12 protein-coding genes are annotated in these 21,791 nt (G+C 53.7%); 6 read left to right on the plus strand and 6 right to left on the minus strand.

What is annotated here, in order from left to right; genetic code table 11:
* The first annotated feature begins 4 nt into the window (after positions 1–4).
* From hydA to AC5Q5A_RS17745, 3 genes are all read left to right on the plus strand, one after another.
* Entirely contained in the window at positions 5–1,420 is a 1,416-nt protein-coding gene (gene hydA, locus AC5Q5A_RS17735) for a dihydropyrimidinase (protein WP_493896075.1), read from the plus strand.
* A 363-nt stretch (positions 1,421–1,783) separates the two neighbouring features.
* Positions 1,784–3,976, plus strand: coding sequence for a GNAT family N-acetyltransferase (locus tag AC5Q5A_RS17740; protein WP_493896076.1), 2,193 nt, complete (start codon positions 1,784–1,786; stop codon positions 3,974–3,976).
* A complete protein-coding gene (locus AC5Q5A_RS17745; RefSeq protein ID WP_493896077.1) occupies positions 3,960–4,409 on the plus strand; it encodes an ASCH domain-containing protein in 450 nt (149 codons plus the stop codon). Before AC5Q5A_RS17740 ends, AC5Q5A_RS17745 begins: the two co-directional genes overlap by 17 nt.
* A 138-nt stretch (positions 4,410–4,547) precedes the next feature.
* Here the strand turns inward: AC5Q5A_RS17745 and AC5Q5A_RS17750 are convergent, their stop codons facing one another.
* The gene (locus tag AC5Q5A_RS17750; RefSeq protein ID WP_493896078.1) at positions 4,548–4,868 is read right to left on the minus strand and encodes a Dabb family protein; all 321 of its coding nucleotides are present in this window, start codon (positions 4,866–4,868) and stop codon (positions 4,548–4,550) included.
* 8 nt (positions 4,869–4,876) lie between these two features.
* Entirely contained in the window at positions 4,877–7,960 is a 3,084-nt protein-coding gene (locus AC5Q5A_RS17755; RefSeq protein WP_493896079.1) for an FAD-binding and (Fe-S)-binding domain-containing protein, read from the minus strand.
* Between the two features lie 403 nt (positions 7,961–8,363).
* On the opposite strand from AC5Q5A_RS17755, the gene AC5Q5A_RS17760 reads away from it, so the two are divergent.
* From AC5Q5A_RS17760 to AC5Q5A_RS17770, 3 genes are all read left to right on the plus strand, one after another.
* On the plus strand, positions 8,364–9,074 hold the full coding sequence (locus AC5Q5A_RS17760) for a hypothetical protein (RefSeq protein ID WP_493896080.1): 711 nt from the start codon (positions 8,364–8,366) through the stop codon (positions 9,072–9,074).
* A 522-nt stretch (positions 9,075–9,596) separates the two neighbouring features.
* Positions 9,597–11,375 carry a ShlB/FhaC/HecB family hemolysin secretion/activation protein gene (locus AC5Q5A_RS17765; protein WP_493896081.1) on the plus strand — a complete coding sequence of 593 codons (1,779 nt, stop codon included), beginning with the start codon at positions 9,597–9,599 and terminating at the stop codon, positions 11,373–11,375.
* Between the two features lie 22 nt (positions 11,376–11,397).
* The gene (locus AC5Q5A_RS17770) at positions 11,398–17,442 is read left to right on the plus strand and encodes a two-partner secretion domain-containing protein (protein ID WP_493896082.1); all 6,045 of its coding nucleotides are present in this window, start codon (positions 11,398–11,400) and stop codon (positions 17,440–17,442) included.
* Between the two features lie 611 nt (positions 17,443–18,053).
* Here AC5Q5A_RS17770 and AC5Q5A_RS17775 read toward each other — a convergent pair.
* The 4 genes from AC5Q5A_RS17775 to speB are packed head-to-tail and all read right to left on the minus strand — an operon-like array spanning position 18,054 to position 21,753.
* Positions 18,054–18,854 (minus strand): ABC transporter ATP-binding protein, encoded by an 801-nt coding sequence (locus tag AC5Q5A_RS17775; protein ID WP_063087222.1) that lies wholly within the window; start codon positions 18,852–18,854, stop codon positions 18,054–18,056.
* A gap of 14 nt (positions 18,855–18,868) precedes the next feature.
* Positions 18,869–19,663: an ABC transporter permease gene (locus AC5Q5A_RS17780; protein WP_493896083.1), complete on the minus strand. Its 795-nt coding sequence runs from the start codon at positions 19,661–19,663 to the stop codon at positions 18,869–18,871.
* Positions 19,664–19,698: 35 nt separating this feature from the next.
* Positions 19,699–20,676: an ABC transporter substrate-binding protein gene (locus tag AC5Q5A_RS17785; RefSeq protein WP_493896084.1), complete on the minus strand. Its 978-nt coding sequence runs from the start codon at positions 20,674–20,676 to the stop codon at positions 19,699–19,701.
* Positions 20,677–20,736: 60 nt separating this feature from the next.
* Positions 20,737–21,753, minus strand: coding sequence for an agmatinase (speB, locus tag AC5Q5A_RS17790; RefSeq protein WP_493896085.1), 1,017 nt, complete (start codon positions 21,751–21,753; stop codon positions 20,737–20,739).
* Between the last annotated feature and the right edge of the window lie 38 nt (positions 21,754–21,791).

The raw sequence follows: 21,791 nt of genomic DNA on the forward strand, positions 1-21,791 counted from the left end.
CATCATGCAGTTTGACCGCATCATCAAAAACGGCACCATCGTTACCGCCAGCGACACCTATGTTGCTGATCTGGGCATCAAGGATGGCAAGATTGCCGCCATCGCCGATGCCCTGACCGGCGCGGACGACATCGTTGATGCCACCGGGCTTTACGTCATGCCCGGCGGGATCGACAGCCATGTCCATATTGATCAGCCATCCGGCGATGGCATCGTCATGGCCGATGATTTCGAAAGCGGCACCCGTTCGGCCGCGATTGGCGGCAATACCTCGATCCTCGCATTCTGCATGCAGGAAAAGGGCGACAGCCTGCGTCATTCGCTTGATGTCTATCACGCCAAGGCGGATGGCAATTGCCATATTGATGTGGCCTTCCACCTGATCGTCACCGATCCGACCCCGTCCGTGCTGGGCCAAGAACTCCCGGCCCTGGTCGAGGACGGCTATACCTCGTTCAAGGTTTTCATGACCTATGAAAACCTGCGTCTGCGCGATGATGAAATTCTCGATACCCTTGACGCGGCGCGCAATACCGGCGCGCTGGTGCTGGTGCATTGCGAGAACGAGGACGCCATTCGCTTCCTGATCGGCCAGCACGAAGCCGCCGGTGAATTCTCCGCCAAATCCCACGCCACAACGCGGCCCATCGCGGCCGAACGCGAAGCCACCCATCGCGCGCTGTCACTGGCCGAAATCGTCGATACCCCGATTGTGATTGTCCATGTCTCCAATCAGCAGGCGATGGAAGAAATCGAACGCGCGCGCGTGCGCGGGTCCAAGGTTGTTGGCGAAACCTGCCCGCAATATCTCATGCTGACCGCAGATGATCTTGATCAGGATGAGCTTGAGGGCGCGAAATTCGTCTGCTCCCCGCCGCCACGCGACAAGGAAAGTCAGGACGCCTGTTGGGATGGTCTGGAACGCGGTGTGTTTGACCTGTTCTCATCCGATCATTGCCCGTTCCGCTTCAATGACCCGGAAGGCAAGCTCAATGAAAAGGGCAAGAAAAGCTTCCGCTGGATCCCCAATGGCATCCCGGGCGTGGCGACGCGTCTGCCGATCCTGTTTTCCGAAGGCGTGCAAAAGGGCCGCATCGACCTCAATCGCTTTGTCGCACTGACGGCCACCAACCACGCCAAACTGTACGGCATGTACCCGCAAAAGGGCACCATCGCCATTGGCTCGGACGCCGACCTGGCCCTTTGGGACCCGAATAAAAACGTCACCATCACCAACGACATCCTGCAACAGGGCTGCGACTACAGCCCCTATGAAGGCCTTGAAGTCAAAGGCTGGCCGGTGCACACCATCGTGCGCGGCAAAACCGTGGTCAAGGACGGCAAAGTCACCGGCCAAAAGGGCGATGGCAAATACCTGCCACGGCAGAAATCGAATTTGGTGACCTCAAAGCCGGTCTGATTAGACCGGCGCAACCCGCCACCATCACCACACCGCCACCACCCCAAACCGTCATTCCCGCGAAGGCGGGAATCTCGCACCACACGCACCAAAACCAAAAGGCAGTACCATAAATAGGTGCTGCCTTTTTGCGTTTCTTGTCTTCTGCAAAAACAAATTTAAGTGCAGTGACCGCGAGGTTTTGGGTTTGGTTAAACTACGTAGCTTTAGGTTCCTGTCTTTGGGGGCGAGTTTTAATAAATTGCGCGAATAAACAACTAGGCCTCTTACAAGAAATTTGAGTTTCTACTTTAACTAGTTCTTGTATAGGCAGTCCGCCAAATATTATACGTGTTGGTGGGTGTTGAATTAAAGGGGTCGCAGTTGGCTATTGGGTTCTCAATTTTATCTAAGGCTGTCGACGTATATAAATTTGTGACCGATTGCCAGGAGGCGGCTGATACCGAGAGGTTGGCGCTAGGTTTTTTGCCAGAAGCTGCTTACCAACAAGCTGCAGAGCAGGGAAAGCTATTTGTAGCTGTTTCCTCAAGTGGTGCTTACCTTGGCCATTTGATGTTTGGCGGCGTTTTTCCTTACGTAAGGGTTATGCAAACCTATTGCGTCGCGGAATGTCGCCATCTGGGTGTAGGGAAATCCCTAATCAGTACTCTTGTGTCTTGGGCGGAAACTAGAGGGTATCTGAGTATTACCGCCCGGGTGGCATCTGACCTTGTTGCCGCAAACAAGTTTTATGAAAACTCAGGTTTCGAAACGGTTCGATCAGAAAGAGGTGGGAAGGTCCGCAACCGCACCATTTTGACGAAAGTCCTAGACCTTGATACTCCCAATTTGTTCGATCTAATGGGAGATCAACGCCAAGCTTCGGTTCCAAGCCTTGGGTTGAAAAGCGCTTTTTCGGGAGCAACGCCTCTTTATGCGATAGACTTGAATGTTCTTTTTGATTTTAGCAAAGGGCGACCTCGCGAGAAGGAGGCAAAGGCAGTTCTTAAAGCTGCTCTAAATCATGAGTTTCAAGCAGCTTTGACTGATGAGTTTCCGAAAGAGCTCTTGCGCACAAGCTATAATCCCGATGACGATACTATGCTGAAGCTATGTGCCCTATTCTCTGAAATTCCGGACGTAAGGGATAAAGACGAGCTAAGGAAACTTAAAGGTCTTCAGAATGACCTTGCCAGATTGGTTTTTCCAGATCGTGCGCGGTCGGCAACTTTAACTAAGCAAGATATTTCCGACCTTAGGCATTTGTCATTGTGCATTATTCACGCTGCTAATGGCTTCATCACTAGTGAGAAGGCAATTCTGAGAGCGCGAGACCGTCTGCTGGAAAACTATCAGTTGGACGTCTTGAGCGTCAGCGATTTTGCTGAAAGCCCCGACGACGAATTTAATCGGGGACTAGAGTTTCGCTCAGACGAAATCACCAATGTCGAAATCTCTATCGTTGATGCTAAGGCTGTGTCCAAGGCGGAAGTAGAAGGCTTCTTTGATATCGTATTGTTAAGTGAAGGTCTTCGATCCGCCTTGCTAAAAGGTTGGACAGGACTGACAGGAGCGCATTGTCAGGCTGTTAAAGAAGGTAATAAGCTTGTCGCAATGATGACTTGGAAAGCTGAGCGGCGCGGGCCATCTGCCACATCAGTGAAATTAGTTGCCAGCGAAACTTCCGGAAATACAAAAGCTGTCGTTGATGGCCTACTTGGAAAACTTTGTGAGAACTTATCTAAGCATGCGCCGGCAATTCTTGAGCTGGAAATACCTGTAGGGCATGCGAAAACACGTGAAGTCGCTCTCTCACTGGGATTTCGCCCCGACGATGAAGATAAAACCTCTAGAACAGTTTTCCATAAAATTTCATACGGCAAGGTCATTACAAGTAATCTCTGGTCTCAGTTCAGGGCCGACTTAATTGCTCTCGCCAAAATAAAGTTGCCTGAGCAGCCACCGAAGTATGAAAGCGCCAGTCAAGTAATTGAGTATCGTGACGCAGAGGATAACCTCAATCAGTTGTCTCTCGCTGAATTTGAGACGCTGTTGTCACCTTTAATTCTTCTTTTGCCGCATCGCGATGGATTGATTGTACCAATCCGAAGATATTATGCGGACGACCTGCTTGGGACTTCTGATCAGCTCTCTTTGTTGGGGGATCACTCCGCTTCGATTCACAGTTCACGCGTTTATTACAGTAGGCCGAATAAAACTATACAGCCCAATAGTGTGATTATTTTTTATGAGTCGTCTGCCGGAAATGGGCGAAGCAGTGCAGTCGCAATTGCAAATGCAACACAGGTGCGAGAGCTGACATCCGCACAGATTGCAGTTGAAACCAACCGATTTGGTGTAGTGCGGCATTCGGAACTTAAGAACATTGGCAAAAGTCCGCGCAAGCTAACTTTGCTTTGTAGCAGTATAGTGAAATTTAACGATATCGTGTCATACAGCAAACTGTGTAAGCTCGGATGCAACAATGGTGCGCGGTTTGTTACCGCAACACGTATTAGTCATAACGAGCTACTTAAAGTGGTTGCTGCAGGGGGATTGAATGGCGCGAACGGATAACATTCTTATCTCAGTCGAAGACCGATATGTTCGCCGAATGCTTCGCGGAGAAAAGAAAGTAGAGTTGCGCCGTAAAGCTCTCAACCTTGTGCCAGGCACGCACGTCTGGATATATAGCAAACTTCCAAAAGGCGAAGTTTGCGCACTTGGTGTAGTGGACCGGGTCGCTGAGGCGAGTCCAGATGGCATCTGGGAAGAATTTTCTGACGTCAGCGGCGTTAGCGAATTTGAATTTAAAGAATATTTTTCTGGCGCGACCAAGGGCTATGCAATTGTGTTCGAGGACGTGTTTCCTCTAGGGAAAGGCCTATCGTTGTCGTCAATTCGCTCCAAGGTGGGAGCTTTCCAGCCACCACAGTTCTTTAAACGATTGAATGCGAGCGGCCCGGAGCTGTCATACTTTCAAACAGCTTTGTCTCCAGAGTACGCTTAGTTTAATAGTCACTCCTTCACCGCTTTTACCAATGCTCTACCGGATACTAAGCAAGGCTTTACTCTTACAATATCGCAGAGTAGCTGACAGCGGCGGCGATAGACTGTGAGCAGGCTGTTCGAGCTCAAAACCGAACGACTACGCTGAGGTTCCAACAACCAGATCAAACACCACCAACCCGGCGACATCACCTTCCAGCAGCCCAACCAACTGCCCACCCAAGGCTTTATGTTCTGGATGTTCCAGATAGGCGTCGCGTGCCGCCGCATCGTCAAAATCAATTGAAAATCCGTGGCGGAAGCCTTGTTCCAGGCCCTCCGGGCTGACCGACACTCCGCCATCAAAGCCGCGCATGCCGGGGATGTGGCTTTGAAGGTCCGCCAACTTGGCAAACAGGCTGTCGATTTCGGCCTTGGTGACCTCGGCCTTGAATTTGGTCAGAACGATGTGACGGATCATGGGGTTTCCTATGCAATAAGTTTGGCGAGGTATTCGACCGGATGCTGCGGCTTCACACCTTCATAGCGGTCCACCTGACAGCGGCAGGAATAGCCGGTCACCAGCATGTTTTCAGGCCCCGTCGCATCGACCTTCTTTTTCCAGCTAAGATCATACAATTCGCGCGAGGTTTCCAGGTGGCGGGTTTCATGGCCATAAACACCGGCCATACCGCAGCAGCCGGTTTTTTCCGTGGTCAGTTTAAGCCCGAACGCGGCAAAGATTTTCTGCCATTTCACGCCGACATCGGGAAGCGACGTCTTTTCCGTGCAATGGGGGAACAGGCTTGCCGGGGTATCGGTGGTGTTGATGTTAACGCCGTTATCAATTTTCGGCGGGGTGTGGCGGCCGTGCTCGATCTCGCCCGCCAGCCATTCATGGAACAGATGCACGCGATAATCCGGGCGGTTGCTTAGTCGCTGGGCGTATTCCTGCCGGTAGGTCAGGGTCACGCTGGCCTCGATCCCGATCATGGCAACGCCGGTTTGCGCGATTTTGCCCAGCACAATGTCATTTTGCATCGCCTGATAATCAAAACGTTTCAAGAACCCCTTCACATGCATCGCCTTGCCATTCGGGCGGTAGGGCGGCACGAACACGCGATATCCAAGGCGTTGCAACAGGTCGACATGGGCCAGCACCACATGGGTGTCGTAATGCGTGGTAAAGCAATCCTGCACCAGGATCACCGACTTGGCCTTTTCATCCGCACTTAAGGCCTCTAGCTCCGCCTGCTTGAACTTGCCAATGCCACGCGCGCGGAGGCCGGATTTAAGGCTCTGGCGATGGAGTTTCGGCAAATCGGTAAGCCCGATGAAGCGTTTGAAGATCCATGGCATCGGCGGGATGGATTGCAACGCGTTAAACAGCCCCGGTGCCTTTGCCAGAAGGGGGGCGATGTTTTCAAGCGATGCAATCACATGGTCCTTGATCGGGCGCTTGTAGCGCGTGTGATAGGTCTCGAGAAACCGGGATTTCATTTCCGGGATATCGACCTTGACCGGGCATTGCCCCGCACACGCCTTGCACGACAGGCAACCGGCCATCGCCTCATAGACGTCATGGGAAAAATCCCGGCCATTGATCACGGCCAGATCCTTGTTCATCGGATCGGTGCCGACCGAAAGCTGTCGGATCCATTCGCGGATCATCCCGGCCCGGCCCTTGGGCGAATGCACGCGCGATCGCGTGACTTTATAGGACGGGCACATGGCATCCATCAGATCCCAGTTAAAGCACGCCCCGTTGCCGTTACACCGCGTCGCGTTCAGGTATTCATCACGCAACGCATCCTCGATCTGGCGGTCAAACTGGCCGCGCATGGGTGCTTCGTCAATCGCCGTTATGGGTGTGTTTTTGGAATAAGGCGAGGCGATCTTGCCGGGGTTAAGCTGCCCTTCGGGATCGAACGCCTCCTTGATGCGACGCAGAACATCATAAAGCTCCGGCCCGAAATAAACGGGGGAGTATTCGCCGCGGAAGCCCTTGCCATGCTCGCCCCAGATCAGGCCGTTATAGCGTTTGGTAAGTTCCGCCACCGCGTCGGAAACGCGGCGAATGCGGGCCTCGTCCTCTTCATCCATCATGTCAAGCAGCGGGCGGACATGCAGGCAGCCGACATCGACATGGCCAAACATGCCGTAATCAAGCCCCTCGGCATCCAAAAGTGCTCTGAACTCGGCAATGAAATCGGCAAGGTTTTCCGGCGGTACGGCGGTATCTTCGACAAACGGGGTGGCGCGGCGTTTGCCCTCAAGGTTCCCCAGAAGTCCCACCGATTTCGCCCGGATCGACCAGATGGCGGCGATCTGGCCCGGGTCGGTCGCCTGCACAAAGCCGATGGGGGCAAAGTCTTCCGTCGGGTTGGTATCGAGGTAGGATTTGAGTTCCGCCTGTTTGGCCGCGACCTCGGCCTCCGTCTCGCCAACGAACTCGACGACGTTAAAGCCGCGTGTCGGCGTGCTGCTGTTTTCCGTGCCGAGAAGCTTGCCCAGCATGTGCCAGCTTTCATCCTGCTCGGCCAGTTTCATGACCTTGTCATCGATGCTTTCAATTGCCACCGGGTCAAACTGCACCAGCGTTTTGACGTGACGAAGGGCACTGTCAAAGCTGTCATAGCGCACCACCGTGACGGCCTTGTGCTTGGGAAGTGGAATGACGCGGAAGGTAATTTCCTTGACCATGCCAAGGCTGCCCTCGGCCCCGGCAATCAGGAACGACAGGTTCATGTCCCCGGTGTCAGATACCGCTTCCTTAAGGTTATAGCCGGTCAGCCCCCGGTTCATTTCCGGGAAGGTTGATTTGATCTGATCCCGCCGGGGCGCGATCTCGTCATGGACCTTTTTATAAAGCTGACCAACCCGGTCTGCCCGTTCCATGGTGTCTTGGGCCTCAAGTGCGGTCATCGCGCGGGTATTGAAATCCGTGCCATCGATCAGGACCGTGGTCATGTCATGGATATAATGGCTGGTCTTGCCATAAATCCGCGATCCCTTGCCGGAGCTATCCGATCCGATCATGCCGCCCACCGTGGCGCGGCTTGCGGTGGATACTGCGGGCGGGAAGAAATAGCCGTATGGCTTTAGCCAGGCATTAAGCTGATCCAGCACCACACCGGGCTCGACATGGACAAGCCCGCGCTCCGCATCAAAGCCCAGGATATTGTTGAGGTGTTTGGAGGTATCGAGAATGATGGTGTTATTCAGCGACTGGCCATTGGTGCCGGTGCCCCCCCCGCGCGGGGTGATTTTGACCTCGGAAAATTTCTCGCGCCCCGCCAGTTCCATCACGACATTGATGTCATCGCGCGTCTTGGGCTGCAGCACGGCGGTTGGCATCACTTGATAAACGCTGTTATCGGTGGCATTGATCAGCCGGGTCGGGAAATCGGCATGGATTTCACCCTCAAACTTGCCCTCGGCCTCCAGCGTTTTAAGAAAGCCCAGCGTCAAACTGTCCAGCGACCGATCCGGGGTCAGGGCCGGCAGCTTTTTGATCACGCTTTTGTTTGACGCGTTGGTAACCGGAATGGCAGCCGGGGCAGAAACGGACATCAGGCTCTCTCAATACTCGTATGATAATATCATATGCTTTTATCGGGTTTTTTCCGGTGCGGGCCGGCACCCCGATCTGGCATGCAAACCCATTTGACCTGATCGCGATTGAATAGACAAATCGAAAATTCCGAAAGATTATTCAAAATAAGTGAATAATCAAAACGCCCGGCAGGGTACTCAAAAGCGCCGGTCAAAATGCACCGCGATGACGTATTTTCAATCCTCATACAATTCGACTTTTTGGAGGATTCAGGGTTGGATTTCTTTGAGGCGTTATCTGACTTGCAGACATTTATTGGTTGAATTTAATTGCTCGTTAAAGTTGTTCTGTGTAACTATGAGTTCTCTTTGGATCCAAGAATGCCCTTTATGGGCAATGCATAACGGGCAGGGGGCGATAATGACGTCTATTTCGGGATTTCTGGCAAACAGCTATTCCTATCTGTCCCCCAAGTCAGGTCAACGATCGGCTGTTGGGGCAAAGTCCGACGGCAGTGCCGCCCCAGCCGGCCAAGCGACGGAGCAGGCGCCAGCCAAACCGACCGCCACCCACGGCACGCTGGCCGGTGCCGCACTAACGGCGCGGGCGAAAATCGATGCCGGATATGCCAAGCTTGGCAGCGCTGATACCGCGCGTATGACGTCAGATGATTGGGATACGGTTGGTTTTCCCGAATTTGATCGCCAGATGCTGTATGCCATTCAGACCAATGAAGGCGGGCTTTTTTCCAACGCGGAAGTCAAGGCGGCCAAAGACGAAGTGGCGAGCCGAATTTCCGATATCGTCCAATCAAGCGGCCCAGACGGTGATTGGACTGAAGTCCATCGCAAAATGATCGAATTCTATGACGTGGCAAGTGATGCGGAAAAGGAAACATTTGCCTGGGCAGAGGCACGTGCCTCGCATCAAACCGCCTACATGCTAAGCGGTGGAACCGAGGATGTCCGAACCGATAATCCGGTGGTCAATAAATTGACCCAGGCCTGGGATCAGGTCATTGGCAGTAACGGCACTGCGCACGACCTGCCGAATATGCCCGCCTATCGCGAAGCGCTGATGTGGTGGTCGGACGCCAATGGTGGTGCGCGACATGTGGATTTGAGTGCTTAGAGCGTTCTCCTCTGCACCGAGATTTTAGTTCCCGTCTTTTCCAGATATGTCGCCCGAGCCGCGCGGCATCATGCGGTTAGGAGCGGGAATGTGCGGGATTTGCTGTGAGCCGCACATTCCCTGTGCCTGAACCTGTCGGGTGGTGGCAAGTCAGGCAGGTGTTTGTTTTTGTCGCTTTGTTTGCGGGGCTTAGGCCGATTTGCGCTGGTTGGCGGCGTCTTCAGCCTTGATCGCCTCTCAAATCTTCACGTTTGGGGTGGCGCTAGTTGACGAACGGTGGTCATAAAACGTTCTTTGGGATTACCTCGTTGGGGTAGGTTCTGCCCGTAGAGTATAGCCAACAGAAACCTATGGTTATTGTTGGCGTCTTCTTTATCAATCGATTTCAACTTTCTGTGACGCTCGTCACTTTCGATTTCTGAATTTTGTCTTAGCGAAGAAAAAATGACGCACAGTCATTTAAATCAGAAAAATCTGATGTTGCCGTTCATTTTTTTGATCTGAGTGCAATCGCTAAGTACGATGAATTCGAACGCCGTTAAATGTGGTCGGCAGACCGAACACCTAGTCCGCAAGTTTAATCGGATTAACCCTTCCGTGCGTCGAAATTTTGTTCGCCGCTGCATATGGGGGGGCGTACTGCTTTCGGCCAGCTTGGTGCTGGTTTCGGCACATGCCCAAACTGTTCCTGACGCGGTCAACAGATCAATTGAACAGGAACAGTTGCGCCAGCAGCAGAGAGACTGGGATTTTGGGCGGCAACCACAACGCAGGCCCGATATCCGGCTGCAACCGGAAACGTCTGCGCCCACCGTTCCGGACGACACAGATCAGCCTTGCTTTGCAATTCAGTCTACAGAGATCGAAGGGTTGGACGGTTTTGAGGTTGTGCCCGACAACTTCGACCGACTGAATGGCAAATGTGTCAATCTCAGTGATCTCAACGCCTATTTGAATGATATGAACGCGTTCTATTCGGATCGCGGCTATATCACGACACGCGTTTATTTGCCGGAACAGGATCTTTCAAACGGCATCCTCAAAGTCCTGATCATACCCGGGCGTATTGAGGGGTTTGACTACGAGTCCGGGGACGATGCGGACTCCCGTATTGTGGGGGCCTTTCCCACAAGCGAAGGGGACATCGTCAATTTGCGCGAGATCGAGCAAGCGTTGGAAAACTTCAACTCTCCGCGCTCGCAATCGGGAAAGTTCAAACTTTACCCCGGAGAACGGCAAGGGACTTCGATCATTCGTCTTTCTGCGGTGAATGAACGACCTTATGGCGGAACGCTGACCTTCAACAATTTCGGCTACAAAAATACCGGGCGTCAAAAGATCGGCGGGAACCTGTATTACGATAACCTGCTGAATCTTAATGACACGATTCAGTTGAATGCCTCTTCTACGAAGAAGGGTTTAACTTCGAGCGATACATATTCCAGAACGGCGAGCGGAAGTTATTTTGTACCGTTCGGCAACTGGAGTGTCAGCGTTGGCGCCGGATATAGCCAATACGGCTTTATTCTTCCGGCAATCAACGAGGACTTGCCCGTATATGGGCGCAGTCACTGGATTTCCACCGATCTCCAACGCCTTATCTGGCGCGGAGAATCTTCCAAATTCTATGCAGTCGCCGGTATTGAAACATCCCGTTCAAGAAACTTCCTGGACGAATTCGAAGTCGTCGTTCAAAGGCGATTTTCGACCAAGTCCAAGTTCGGTGTGAATGGGCGTTTCAATTTTGAGAACGGCTACCACGACTGGTCTGTCAACGCCATTCGCGGACTGAACGCGCTGGGGGCGGAGCCGCCACTGGACTCCGACATTGATCCAGAGCCATTGCTGTTTACGGCGAGCTCTGCGCTGCAAGCCAGCTTTGCAGAGGGGCTTTTGCGTTTGAGCCACCAAATCAATGGTCAATATTCGGAAGATAATCTTGGGAGCTCCGACAAGTTCGCCATCGGGGGTGGATATTTTAGCATCCGTGGCTTTCGAGAAGACAGTCTTTCCGGAAGGTCGGGCATTTCGACGCGCAACGATCTGAGCTACCGGGCATTTCAGGATGAAGATGCCAGCCTGGACATCGTGCTTGGACTTGATGCCGGTTATGTCGAGCTCAGCAAGGATGACCGAGAGACTTATGACGCCCCGTTTCTGGCAGGAGCATCCGCCGGAGTACGGGTCAATTTCCTTGGGATTTTCAATCTGGATCTTGTGGTTGCCCGGGCGCTTAAGCGTCCCGAAGCCTTCACGGATTCAGGAATAATCAGATACGCGCAAGCGTCTTTTTCGTTTTAACGGGGCCGTTGGGACATAGATCATGCAGTACATCAGCAAACTTTTGCCGGGTCTTCAGAAAAGTTCAGCTTTGATTGCAGCCGTGCTTTACACGCTTTCACCTGTTGTTGCGGGCGCACAGCAGGCGGCAAACACGGACCGTTCCGCTGTTGACCAATCGCGAAACGGATTGACGATCTATAATATCAATACGCCCAACGCCAAGGGCCTGTCGAACAACATCCATAACAGTTTCGATATTCCCACCCGTGGCGCAATCGATAACAACTCTGCGACGATAACCTATTCCCAGCTGGAAAAAGGCTACATCGAAGGTAACCCGAACCTGAGAAGCGGGCAGGAAGCGTCAACGATCCTTCATCAGATCATTGGCGGGTCGCGATCCCAGATGAATGGTCTTCTGGAGGTGGCAGGCAAAAAGGCCCAGCTTGTCATCGTCAACGAAAATGGCATCACGTGTAATGGCTGCGGTTTTATCAACACCAGCAGAGCAACCCTTTCCACAGGTGCGGCCAATATCAACGCCTCAGGGGAGCTTGCCGGGTTTGATGTGACCCGCGGTGATATTTTGATTAATGGCACGGGTTTGGATGCGGTCAGTGGCAATCAGGCCAGTGATCAGATCGACCTGATTGCAAGAACCGTTGCCATTCGCGATGCCGCAAAGCTCAAGGCAAAGCAACTTAATGTCATCACCGGCAGTAATTCTGTCGATTATGTCGGGCTGACCCATGGCGAGATCGCTGGCAGTGGTGCTGTGCCTGAAGTCGCCTTGGATGTGGCAGCACTTGGCGGCATGTATGCGGATTACATCAGCCTCATCGCAACCGATGACGGGGTTGGGGTGAATATGAATGGTGCTGTGGCGTCAGCAGGCAACCTCACCCTTGATGCGAATGGCAAAATCAGCTTCGGCGCTGCGTCGAAAGTTTCATCGGGTGCTGAAACAACAATCACCACGACCGAGGATTTCGAGGGCGCGGGCAGTGTGAAATCTGCGGGTAACCTTAATCTCACCGCCAAGAATATCACAAACAGTGGCGAGCTGAATTCGGGTGCAAGCGTCAGCCTTGAAGCGCAAGAGCAGATCACATCGGGCAAAACAGCCCTGATCCGATCAGAAAGTGACACGACCCTGAAGGCCGGAACCGGCATCGAAAATAACGGCGTTGTCGCGGCCTATGGCAACCTTGATATTGACGCGCCCGATATCCGCAATGATGGCGGTATTTTGTGGGCCAATAACAATGTCACGATCGGCTCCTCCGAGGTTGCGAACGGGCGTGCCGATTATGTCCTGAACCGCAATGGCCGCATTGAAGCGTTCGGGGGTGACCTTGAAATCAAGGCCGAGAATATCGTCAACCAGGGCACCGCGCCGACGGCAAATATCAAGGACAACATCTATCAGTTCTATGAAACCCCGGGCCCGGTTAACCCGAATGGCGATATCAAAAGCCGCCTGCTTTCTGCGACATATCTTGCTGAAGACGGCACAGTGCGGCCGGAATATACCGAAAGCTATGTCGCGCTCTGGGAACAGCTGTTTTCTGACGAGTTGAATAGTGCAACAGAACTTGACCCGGAGCTCCTGCTTCTGTTGCAGGCCTCGGCAATTGGTGGTGACGGAAAAACACTTGGTTCATCCTGGGTTACATACTTTGGACGTCTGTCAGGTAAGGCGTCCGAGGCAGGTGTGCCGTCCCTTGTCGAATTCATGCGTGACCTTATGGCTGATAGCGCGCGTGTTGAAGAGGTCGTTGCCGAGCCTGAAACCACGGAGCCGGGCGGAGCAGGGGGCTCGTCAGGTGCGCCGACAGATCCGGAGCCGGTTGTGGAAGGTCCTGAGCCCGGCTCTATCAAGGCGGAGTATCTTCCGCAATATCTGGCCCTTTGGGAAAGCCTGTCGTCTGGTCAGGCCATAAGTGCCGATACGCTTGCAGCCCTTAATCCTTCTTATGTCAAGGACGGGGCCGTCCTGCCGGAAATCAGCAATCTGTGGAATTCTATTCGGGCGGGTTCGGGCGCTGGATACACGATCCTGGTGACGATCACCCAGGATACCCTGAATGACGATGGCGTTCTGGCGGAACTTAAGGCAGGCAAGAACATTCTGCTTGAAGCCAAAAATATCAACAATGTCTATGGTGCTATTCAGGCGGCGGGCGACCTGGACATCACCGCTGAAAATCTGACCAATACGTCGTTTGGGGCCAGTCAGTCCCGCCATGAAGTGCATAAACGCGGCTGCTTCACCTGCCACGAAGGTGTGCTTGATTTCGCGGATACATTTGGCGGTGTGATTCAAGCACATGGAAATCTGAACATTTCGGTGACCGATTCACTCAAGAACATGACGATCGGCAGCCGAAGTGCGTCTCAGTTGCTGGCCGATATCGGCGTGCATCTTCAAAGCACCAGCAACCGTCTGAACGCAGAGGTTCCAAAACCGTCCAAAAGCACCGTTGCACCGACACCGGAAACATCAACGCCAGGTGCGGAAACGTCGACCCTGGTTAACCTGATCGCCGAACTTGAAGAGGTTCTTGAAGAGGCACACGAGAATTTCGAAACCCCGGAATCCGGTGAACTCGATGCCTTCATGTCATCGCCCTATCTGTTCAGCCGACTTGATTTTGAGCCGCTGATCGAACAGAACGAACTGCGCGCCTTTGAAGTGCTGTCTTCCAATGACCCCACCGTACGCCAAGCCTGGGCGACCCAGCAAATTCGCACGGCCCAACTGCTTGGCGGGGATGGTGCCGGTCAGACACGCAATGACGTGATCAGTGATCAGCTTGAACTTGCGTTGGCTCTGCCGACTTCAAGCGATAATGGGGCCAAACCGCTTTCTGCGGTGACTGCCTTCCTTGATAAACGCAACGGGGCGCTGATTTCTGCTGACAAGGTGGATATTGCTGCCGGTGAGGTCAAGCAAATTGGCGGTGGGCAGATTGTCAGTAACAGCGAAACGACTATCACTGCTGATCGGATTGACCTTGAACGCGGCGATCTGAAATCGGATGGCGATATCAGCCTTTCGGGTGACGAGGAAGTCCGCCTTGCGGCGGTGGATATCGAGGCCGCAAACGACGTCACGCTTAAAAGTGACAGTGGCGATGTTTTGGTTGAAACCATCGAGGAGACAACCAACTTCACCCGCGCTCTCTATTCCGATGTTCGGGTTAGAAATCCCGATTGTTCATCAAATGATGGCGATTGTGAGAAATACACGACCAAACGCGTCAAAACCGGCAGCGGCAGTGGCACATCTGTTACCCATCAGGGCGGCACGCTTAATATTGGCGGTAACCTGACGGTTGAAGCAGCCAATGACGTGTCGGTGGTCGGGACTGATGCAAATGTTGATGGTGACGTCAAACTGGCAGCGGGCGGTGACCTTTTGGTCGGCTCTGCGCGCAATGTTTATGATTATTCGCAAACCAGTGGCAAGTCATCATCCAAGGCACATTCCGAAGAGCTCCTGACGTCGGCGATCAATGCCGGTGGCAATATTGCTATGACCGGCACCAACGTGGGGATCGAAGCATCCACCGTTTCTGCTGACGGCAAGCTTGATGTCATGGCCTATAACGACCTGTCGGTTACGGCAGGTATGGAAAACTCAAGCTATTCCTATAAGTCGAGTTCTGGGCGCGGCGGTTTCTTTGGCAAGAAGAAAACCGAAAGCCTTAACGAGAATCACCTGACCTATCAGGAAAGTGTGCTGTCTAGCGGCGATGACATGTCGCTCAATGCCATGGGCAATATCGGCATTGCCGGGTCCGAAGTCGAAAGCGGCGGCGATATTGACATTACTGCCTTTGGCGGGCTGACGATTACCTCGCTTCAGGAACAGCATCACCGTGAACACAAGGTCGAGAAAACAGGCCGCTTCGGCGGGATGTTCGGTGGATCCAGCTCGCGCACGGAAATCCGCGATCTGACCGAGATCAAGGGGACGGAAATCACGTCGCTTACCGATCTGACCACGCAGTCGGGATCGGATACCACCATTCGTGCCAGCCGGGTTTCGGCCGGGGGCGATTTGAACATCAGCGTCGGCAAAGGTCCGTTTGCCGATCCGGATGCCAAATTGTGGCTTCTGACCGACAAGGAACGCGATTACCTGTCGGTTTCGGAATATGAGGGCGGCACCCTTAAATGGACGATGACGGAATATGGCCACGAAAAGGAAGTGGTCCGTCATGCCATCCTTGAATCGGGTGGGGATTTCATCATCGAAAGCCCTGGCGGCGTGGTGGTTGAATACCGCTCCACCGGCGATTTTGCCACTGACATCGCCCAGTTGGCCGAGGCACCGGGCCTTGAATACCTTGCTGACCTGCAAGGCATGGAGAATGTCGACTGGCAGGGCGTCGAGGAAATCTATGAGACCTGGTACGACCAGAGCTCTGGCCTTGGTGGTGGTGCAATGGCACTGATTGCGATTGCGACGGCGATTATTACTGCCGGCGCAACTGCTGCATTGTCAGCCAACCTTGTCGGGGCAGCCGCCCTTGAGGCAGGTGCGACGACAACTTTGGCAACAGCATCTTTTAATGGCGTTATATATGCAGGAACAGCTGCACAATTAACGACCATGACCATGGTTAATGCCGCTCTTGCAAGTGTTGCGGCAACGGCAGCGACCTCGATTGCCAATGGTGCTGTTTCGGGTGATATGCGTGGGGCCTTTCAATCTATTTTCTCCAGTAACACACTCCGTGGCATCGTAGTTAGTGCCCTGACCGCTGGCGCTACAGATTCAATTAACCTTGATACGTTCGGGCTTGAGCAGCTCGGCGAAAATTCTGAATTCATTACAACGCTTCTGGAAAATAGCATCGACGGTGTCATTCGCTCTGGTGTGGACAGCGCGATTACTGGGGCTGATTTCAGCGATACGCTGGTCGGAAATTTGCGGCTGGCGGCGGCAAGCACGATTGGCGCGTCGCTGGCGGCTGAAATCGGTGCCGAATACAAGGCGATGATGACCACCAACGCCGATGGGACAACCAGTGTCGATCCGGGAACCTGGCTTTGGCACAAGGTCGCTCATGCGGCACTGGGCTGTGCGCGGGGCGAAATTTCGCAATCCGGTGGTTGTGCCGCCGGTGCTGCTGGAGGTGTTGGTGGCGCGGTATCAGCCGAGCTCTATCAGTGGCTGACCGAAGAAAGCAAACTTCAAGAAATTCAGAACTTTACCAAGATTGACCTGGATAAACCCGAAGAGATCACGCCAGAACAACGCGACACCATGAATGCCATGTTTGAGGAGTGGCGCCAGAATGGAGTGGATGTCGGGCGTCTTGCCGGTGCGGCGGCGGCGGCCTTGATCGCGACCAGCGGTAACGAGGTCTATATCGGGGCCGATGCGGGCGAGAGTGTTGCAAATGACAACATCTTGCCGGCGGTAGTGTTGCTATTCCAAGGGGCGATGGTCGCATGGACGGCTTATGAGCTGTATGACAATGCGACAACTGCATATGAACTGGTTGATGCGTATATCAATGGAGAACTGACCGACGAGCAGTTTGAGGATGCCATTCTGGAGGCTGGTCTAAATGTGGCCATCGACGTTACCCTTGGCAAACTCAAGATTCTTGAGAAGTCCTATGAACTTGCCCGTAAGGCAGGCCTGACGGATAAGGCTGATGATCTGCTCAGTAAAATTGCAAGCCATAAGAATGGTGCTATAAGTGGGGCAAACAAGACATTCGACTTCGCCAACGACACTGATAGCTTTGTGGAGGAAATTATTGATTTCAACCGCACGACAGATGGCGGAGGAAATTTGTTTAGTGGCGACCTTCACTCAATTTTGCAGAGCGCTTCGTACTACGATTTACCATCAGAACAAGGTGCGGCAATTTTCCGTTCGATAATAAAAAACCACACTTTTGAAAACGGAAATAAGAGAACTGCTATCGCAGCATATAAGAGTTTTGCGGGAAGAACTGGGTTAACTGTAAATCTTACAGATAGTCAAATGTTTGAGCTAACTCTTAGAGTCGAGAGAGGTGACTTAGTGGAAGTGTCAGACATTGCAAATGCGTTGAGGTGAAAATGGACATCGCAAAATCTATAGCGGAAGCCGGAGTCTTTTCATTGGATGAGTTGGAGAGACTGTTTTCTGAACTTGCGAACAATGGGTGTTCTCTGATGATCCGTTCTGACGTGCAGCGCCTTGGCAATTTATACACCTGTGCTATTGCGGTTAGAGAAAATCCTGAGAGATCTGTTCGGAGAGATGCTGCGACGTTGAATGAAGCGGTTATACTCTGCCTTCGTGGCTATTTGATAGAGCCCGACTAATGCAACAAAAAAAGGGGACAGTTTTATTTTTAGGCACCTTCAAAGTGCCTCTTAATGTCGGCCATCAATGCCGAGACGGAGGTCTCTGCTGTCCCTGCCGAAGGTAAGCTTGATGTCATGGCCTATTATGACCTGTCGATTGCGGCAAGTATGTAACCTTCAAACTATTCCTATAAATCCGGTTCTGGTGGCGCTTGCTTCTTTGGTAAGAAGAGAGCCGAAAGTCTGACGGAAAATCACCTGACTATAAAAGTCGGGAATGTGCGGGATTTGCTGTGAGCCGCACATTCCCTGTGCCTGAGCCTGTCGGGTGGTGGCAAGTCAGGCAGGTGTTTGTTTTGCCGCGCTTTTTTGACGGCTTTAGGCCGATTTGCGCTGGTTGGCGGCGTCTTCGGCCTTGATCGCCTCGTCATGCATCAGCGACAGGATGGTGCGTTTGTAATCCATGAATTCCGGGCTTGTGAGCGCATCGATGTGGCGGGGGCGCGGAATGTTGATATCAAGCGACTGCTTGATCAGGCCGGGGCGCGCCGACATCACGTGCACTTCGTCGCCCAGGAAGATCGCCTCGTCAATGTCATGGGTGATGAAAAGCACCGTCTTGCGGCGGCTTTGCCAGACATCAAGCAGGAGTTCCTGCATCATTTGGCGGGTCTGGCTATCAAGCGCGCCAAACGGTTCATCCATCAGCAAAATGCGCGGATCATTGGCCAGCGCCCGGGCAAGGGCCACGCGCTGGCGCATGCCGCCCGAGAGTTCCTTGGGATAGGATTTTTCAAACCCGTCAAGATGGACTGCCTTGATCAGATCATCGGCGATGTCTTCGCATTCGGATTTTGAAAGGCCCTTGAGCTTCGGGCCGAACATGACGTTTTCACGCACGGTCAACCAGGGAAACAGGGTGTAGCTTTGAAACACCATGCCGCGATCGGCCGACGGGCCGTTGATCGGTTGGCCATCGAGTTCAAGGCGCCCGGATGTCGGCGTTTCAAGCCCGGCAACAAGGCGGAGGAGCGTTGATTTGCCACAACCCGACGGGCCGACAATGACGGAAAAGGTATCGTTGGCAACATCAAGCGAGACGTCGTCAAGGGCCAGAACCGGTGGTTTGCCCTTGGGTTCGAACCGTACCGTGATGTCACGAAGGGAAAGCATGCTCATGACTGTATCGCCCCTTAAAAATCGGCAGACCAGGGCAGCAAACGCCGGCGTGCCCATTTAAAGAAGAAGTCGGTGATCAGGCCCAAGATGCCGATGGTAAAGACACCAAGCAAAATTACATCGGTAAACAGCCCGCGCATGGCGTTCAGGATCATGTAGCCAAGGCCGGTATCGGCCGCGACCAGTTCGGCCACCACCAGATAGGTCCAGGCCCAGCCCATGGTAACCCGCAGGTTATCCATCACACCGGGCATGCAGGCCGGCACCAGAACGCGCGTGACGACACGGCGGCGATCCGCACCCAGCGTATAGGCGCAATCGATCAGATCCTTGGAAATCCGGGCCGACACATCGGAAATCAGAATAAGCTGCTGGAAAAAGGTGCCGAGGAAAATCACCATGATTTTCTGTTCGATCCCGATGCCGATCCACAGGATCAGAAGCGGGATCAGGGCCGAAACCGGGATATAGCGCATGAAACCGGTGATCGGTTCAATCAGCGCCTGCACCGCGCGGAAACTGCCCATCAGGATGCCGATCGGAACGGCAAAGATCGAGGCCAGGATAAAGCCCGACAGGATGACAACAAGGCTTGCCCACATATGTTCAAACAAAGACATATTGGCCATGCGTTTGATGCCGGCTTGAACCACCTCATGCGGGGCGGCAAGGAAGTCCCGGGGCGTGATCCCGCCATAGGTGAGCAAGCACCACAGGGCCAGGATAATAGCAACCGAAATCAGCGACAGGGTGACATAGGTTCCCTTGTCGATATCGGTCTTGGGCGAGAAGAGGGATCTGGTCCACATGATGCTTGCTCTTTTAAGCTTAGGTGTTGTTCACGTTATTTGACGATGTCCGCAGCCAGCAGGCTTTTCGGATCGGCGTCCAACGTAACCATGCCGCTTTCCTTGCCAAGGGTCATGGCGTTGGAAATGGTGCCGACAATGCCGTCTTCGTTGGCCGGATCCATGAAGGTCTTGTTCATTGCGTCATCATAAAACGCAATGCCCGCACGGGTTTCCGCAAAGACCGCCGGATCTTCAAGCCAGCCGCCAACACCCATTGCCATGATCACGTCGGCTGCTTCTTCGTTGGCTTTCTGCCAGGCGATTGCCTTGGCCCATGCACGATAAAGTGCTTCCATTTCCGGGCGACGGGCTTCCAGGGTTTCCTCGGTCGTCACCGCGATATCGGTGATCAGGCCGGGTGCCTTGGAGCTATCGATCAGAAGGTGACCATGTTCGGTATCCTTGCCGCGTGTCAGCCACGGCTCCCACGTAACAGCCGCATCAACGCGCTTGGCGACAAAGGCCGCACCGGCATCACCGGCCGACATGTTCATCGAATTGACGTCAGAAAGGCTCATGCCGGCTTCCTTGAGAAGAACGCTCAGGAAGAACTGCGAAACTGACCCCTCGGTATAGGCGACGTTTTTGCCCTTGAGGTCTTCGATGGTTTTGATGTCGGCATTGGCAACAATGCCATCACCGCCACGTGAATCATCAAGCGCAAACAGATAGGTCAGCGGATGGTCATCGGTGTAAAAACCAAGCACGGTATCAATCGTGGTGACGGCAACATCAATCCGGCCAGCCGCCAAGGCCGGCATACGGGTTTTGACGTCTTCCATAACCACAAGTTTGACATCAAGGCCTTCTTCTTCAAAGAAGCCCTCGTCCTGGGCGATATAAAGCGGGCCATAGCCAACCCAGGTCGAGTGGGCGATGGTCAGTTCCTCGGCCGAGGCGGCGGTGGAAAGCGAGAAGGCGGTTGCGAGGGCCGCACCCGACAGGCAGATTTTCGAAAGAATGCGTTTCATGGATGGTGTCTCCGGTGTGAGATGCTCTCTGATTTAGACTTTGGTTTCTTTGATTTGGCCTTAGCCCGATTTTCGGTTCGGGTTTCTGGTGGCGTTTGACCCGGCCAGCACGCACAGCAATTCATACATCAGCGAAATGCCAAGCCAGGCTGTTCCTCCCGAAGGATCGAAGGGGGGCGAGACCTCGACAAGGTCTGCACCCACAAGGTTTAGACCGGCTAACAGCCGGATCATTTTTTGCGCCTCGCGGCTGGTGAAGCCGCCGATTTCCGGCGTGCCGGTGCCCGGTGCAAAGGCGGGGTCCACAGAATCAATGTCAAAGCTGACATAGGTCTTATCCATGCCAACAATTTCGCGCGCCTCGGCCATCACATCATCAAGGCCGCGATCAATGACTTCTTCCATGCGGATGATGCGAACGCCTTGGGCCAGGCCCCATTCAACATCTTCGCCGTCATACATCGTGCCGCGAATGCCGATCTGAACCACGCGCTTGGGATCAAGGTAGCCGTCCTCGATCGCGCGGCGGAACGGCGTGCCGTGGGTGTATTTGAAACCGTTGAAATAGCTGTCAAAAAGGTCGGTATGGGCATCGAAATGCACCATGCCAAGCGGGCCATCGGATGCCAGTGCCCTGAGGATCGGATAGGACAGCAAATGATCGCCACCGGCACTAAGTGGGCTGATGCCCTTTGATTTCAGCTTGGCGATAAAGCCCGTCACACTTTCCAGCGTATCCATGATGTCGGCCGGATTGACCTGCGCGTCGCCCAGATCGGCGATGTTGCGGTCTTCAAACGGGTTCTGGCTGGTGACCGGGTGTTTGGGCCGGATCATGGTCGATAGATCGCGCAACTGGCGCGGGCCGTGCCGCGCACCCGGACGGTTGGTGGTGCCGCCATCCCATGGCACGCCGACCATGGCGATATCGACGTCACGTGTTACCGGGTCATCAATCGACAGATGCGGGGCGCGCATGAAGCTTGCCACCCCGGCATAACGCGGCAGGGTCATCGCCGAGGGCGGTACAAAGGAAATAGCGGACGCAGTATCAGGTTTGTCAGCAGTGTTGGGCATGAGGGCAGATCCTGGCGCGATGGCGATGGTGGCGATGG

Source organism: Thalassospira sp. CA1 (assembly GCF_059052855.1).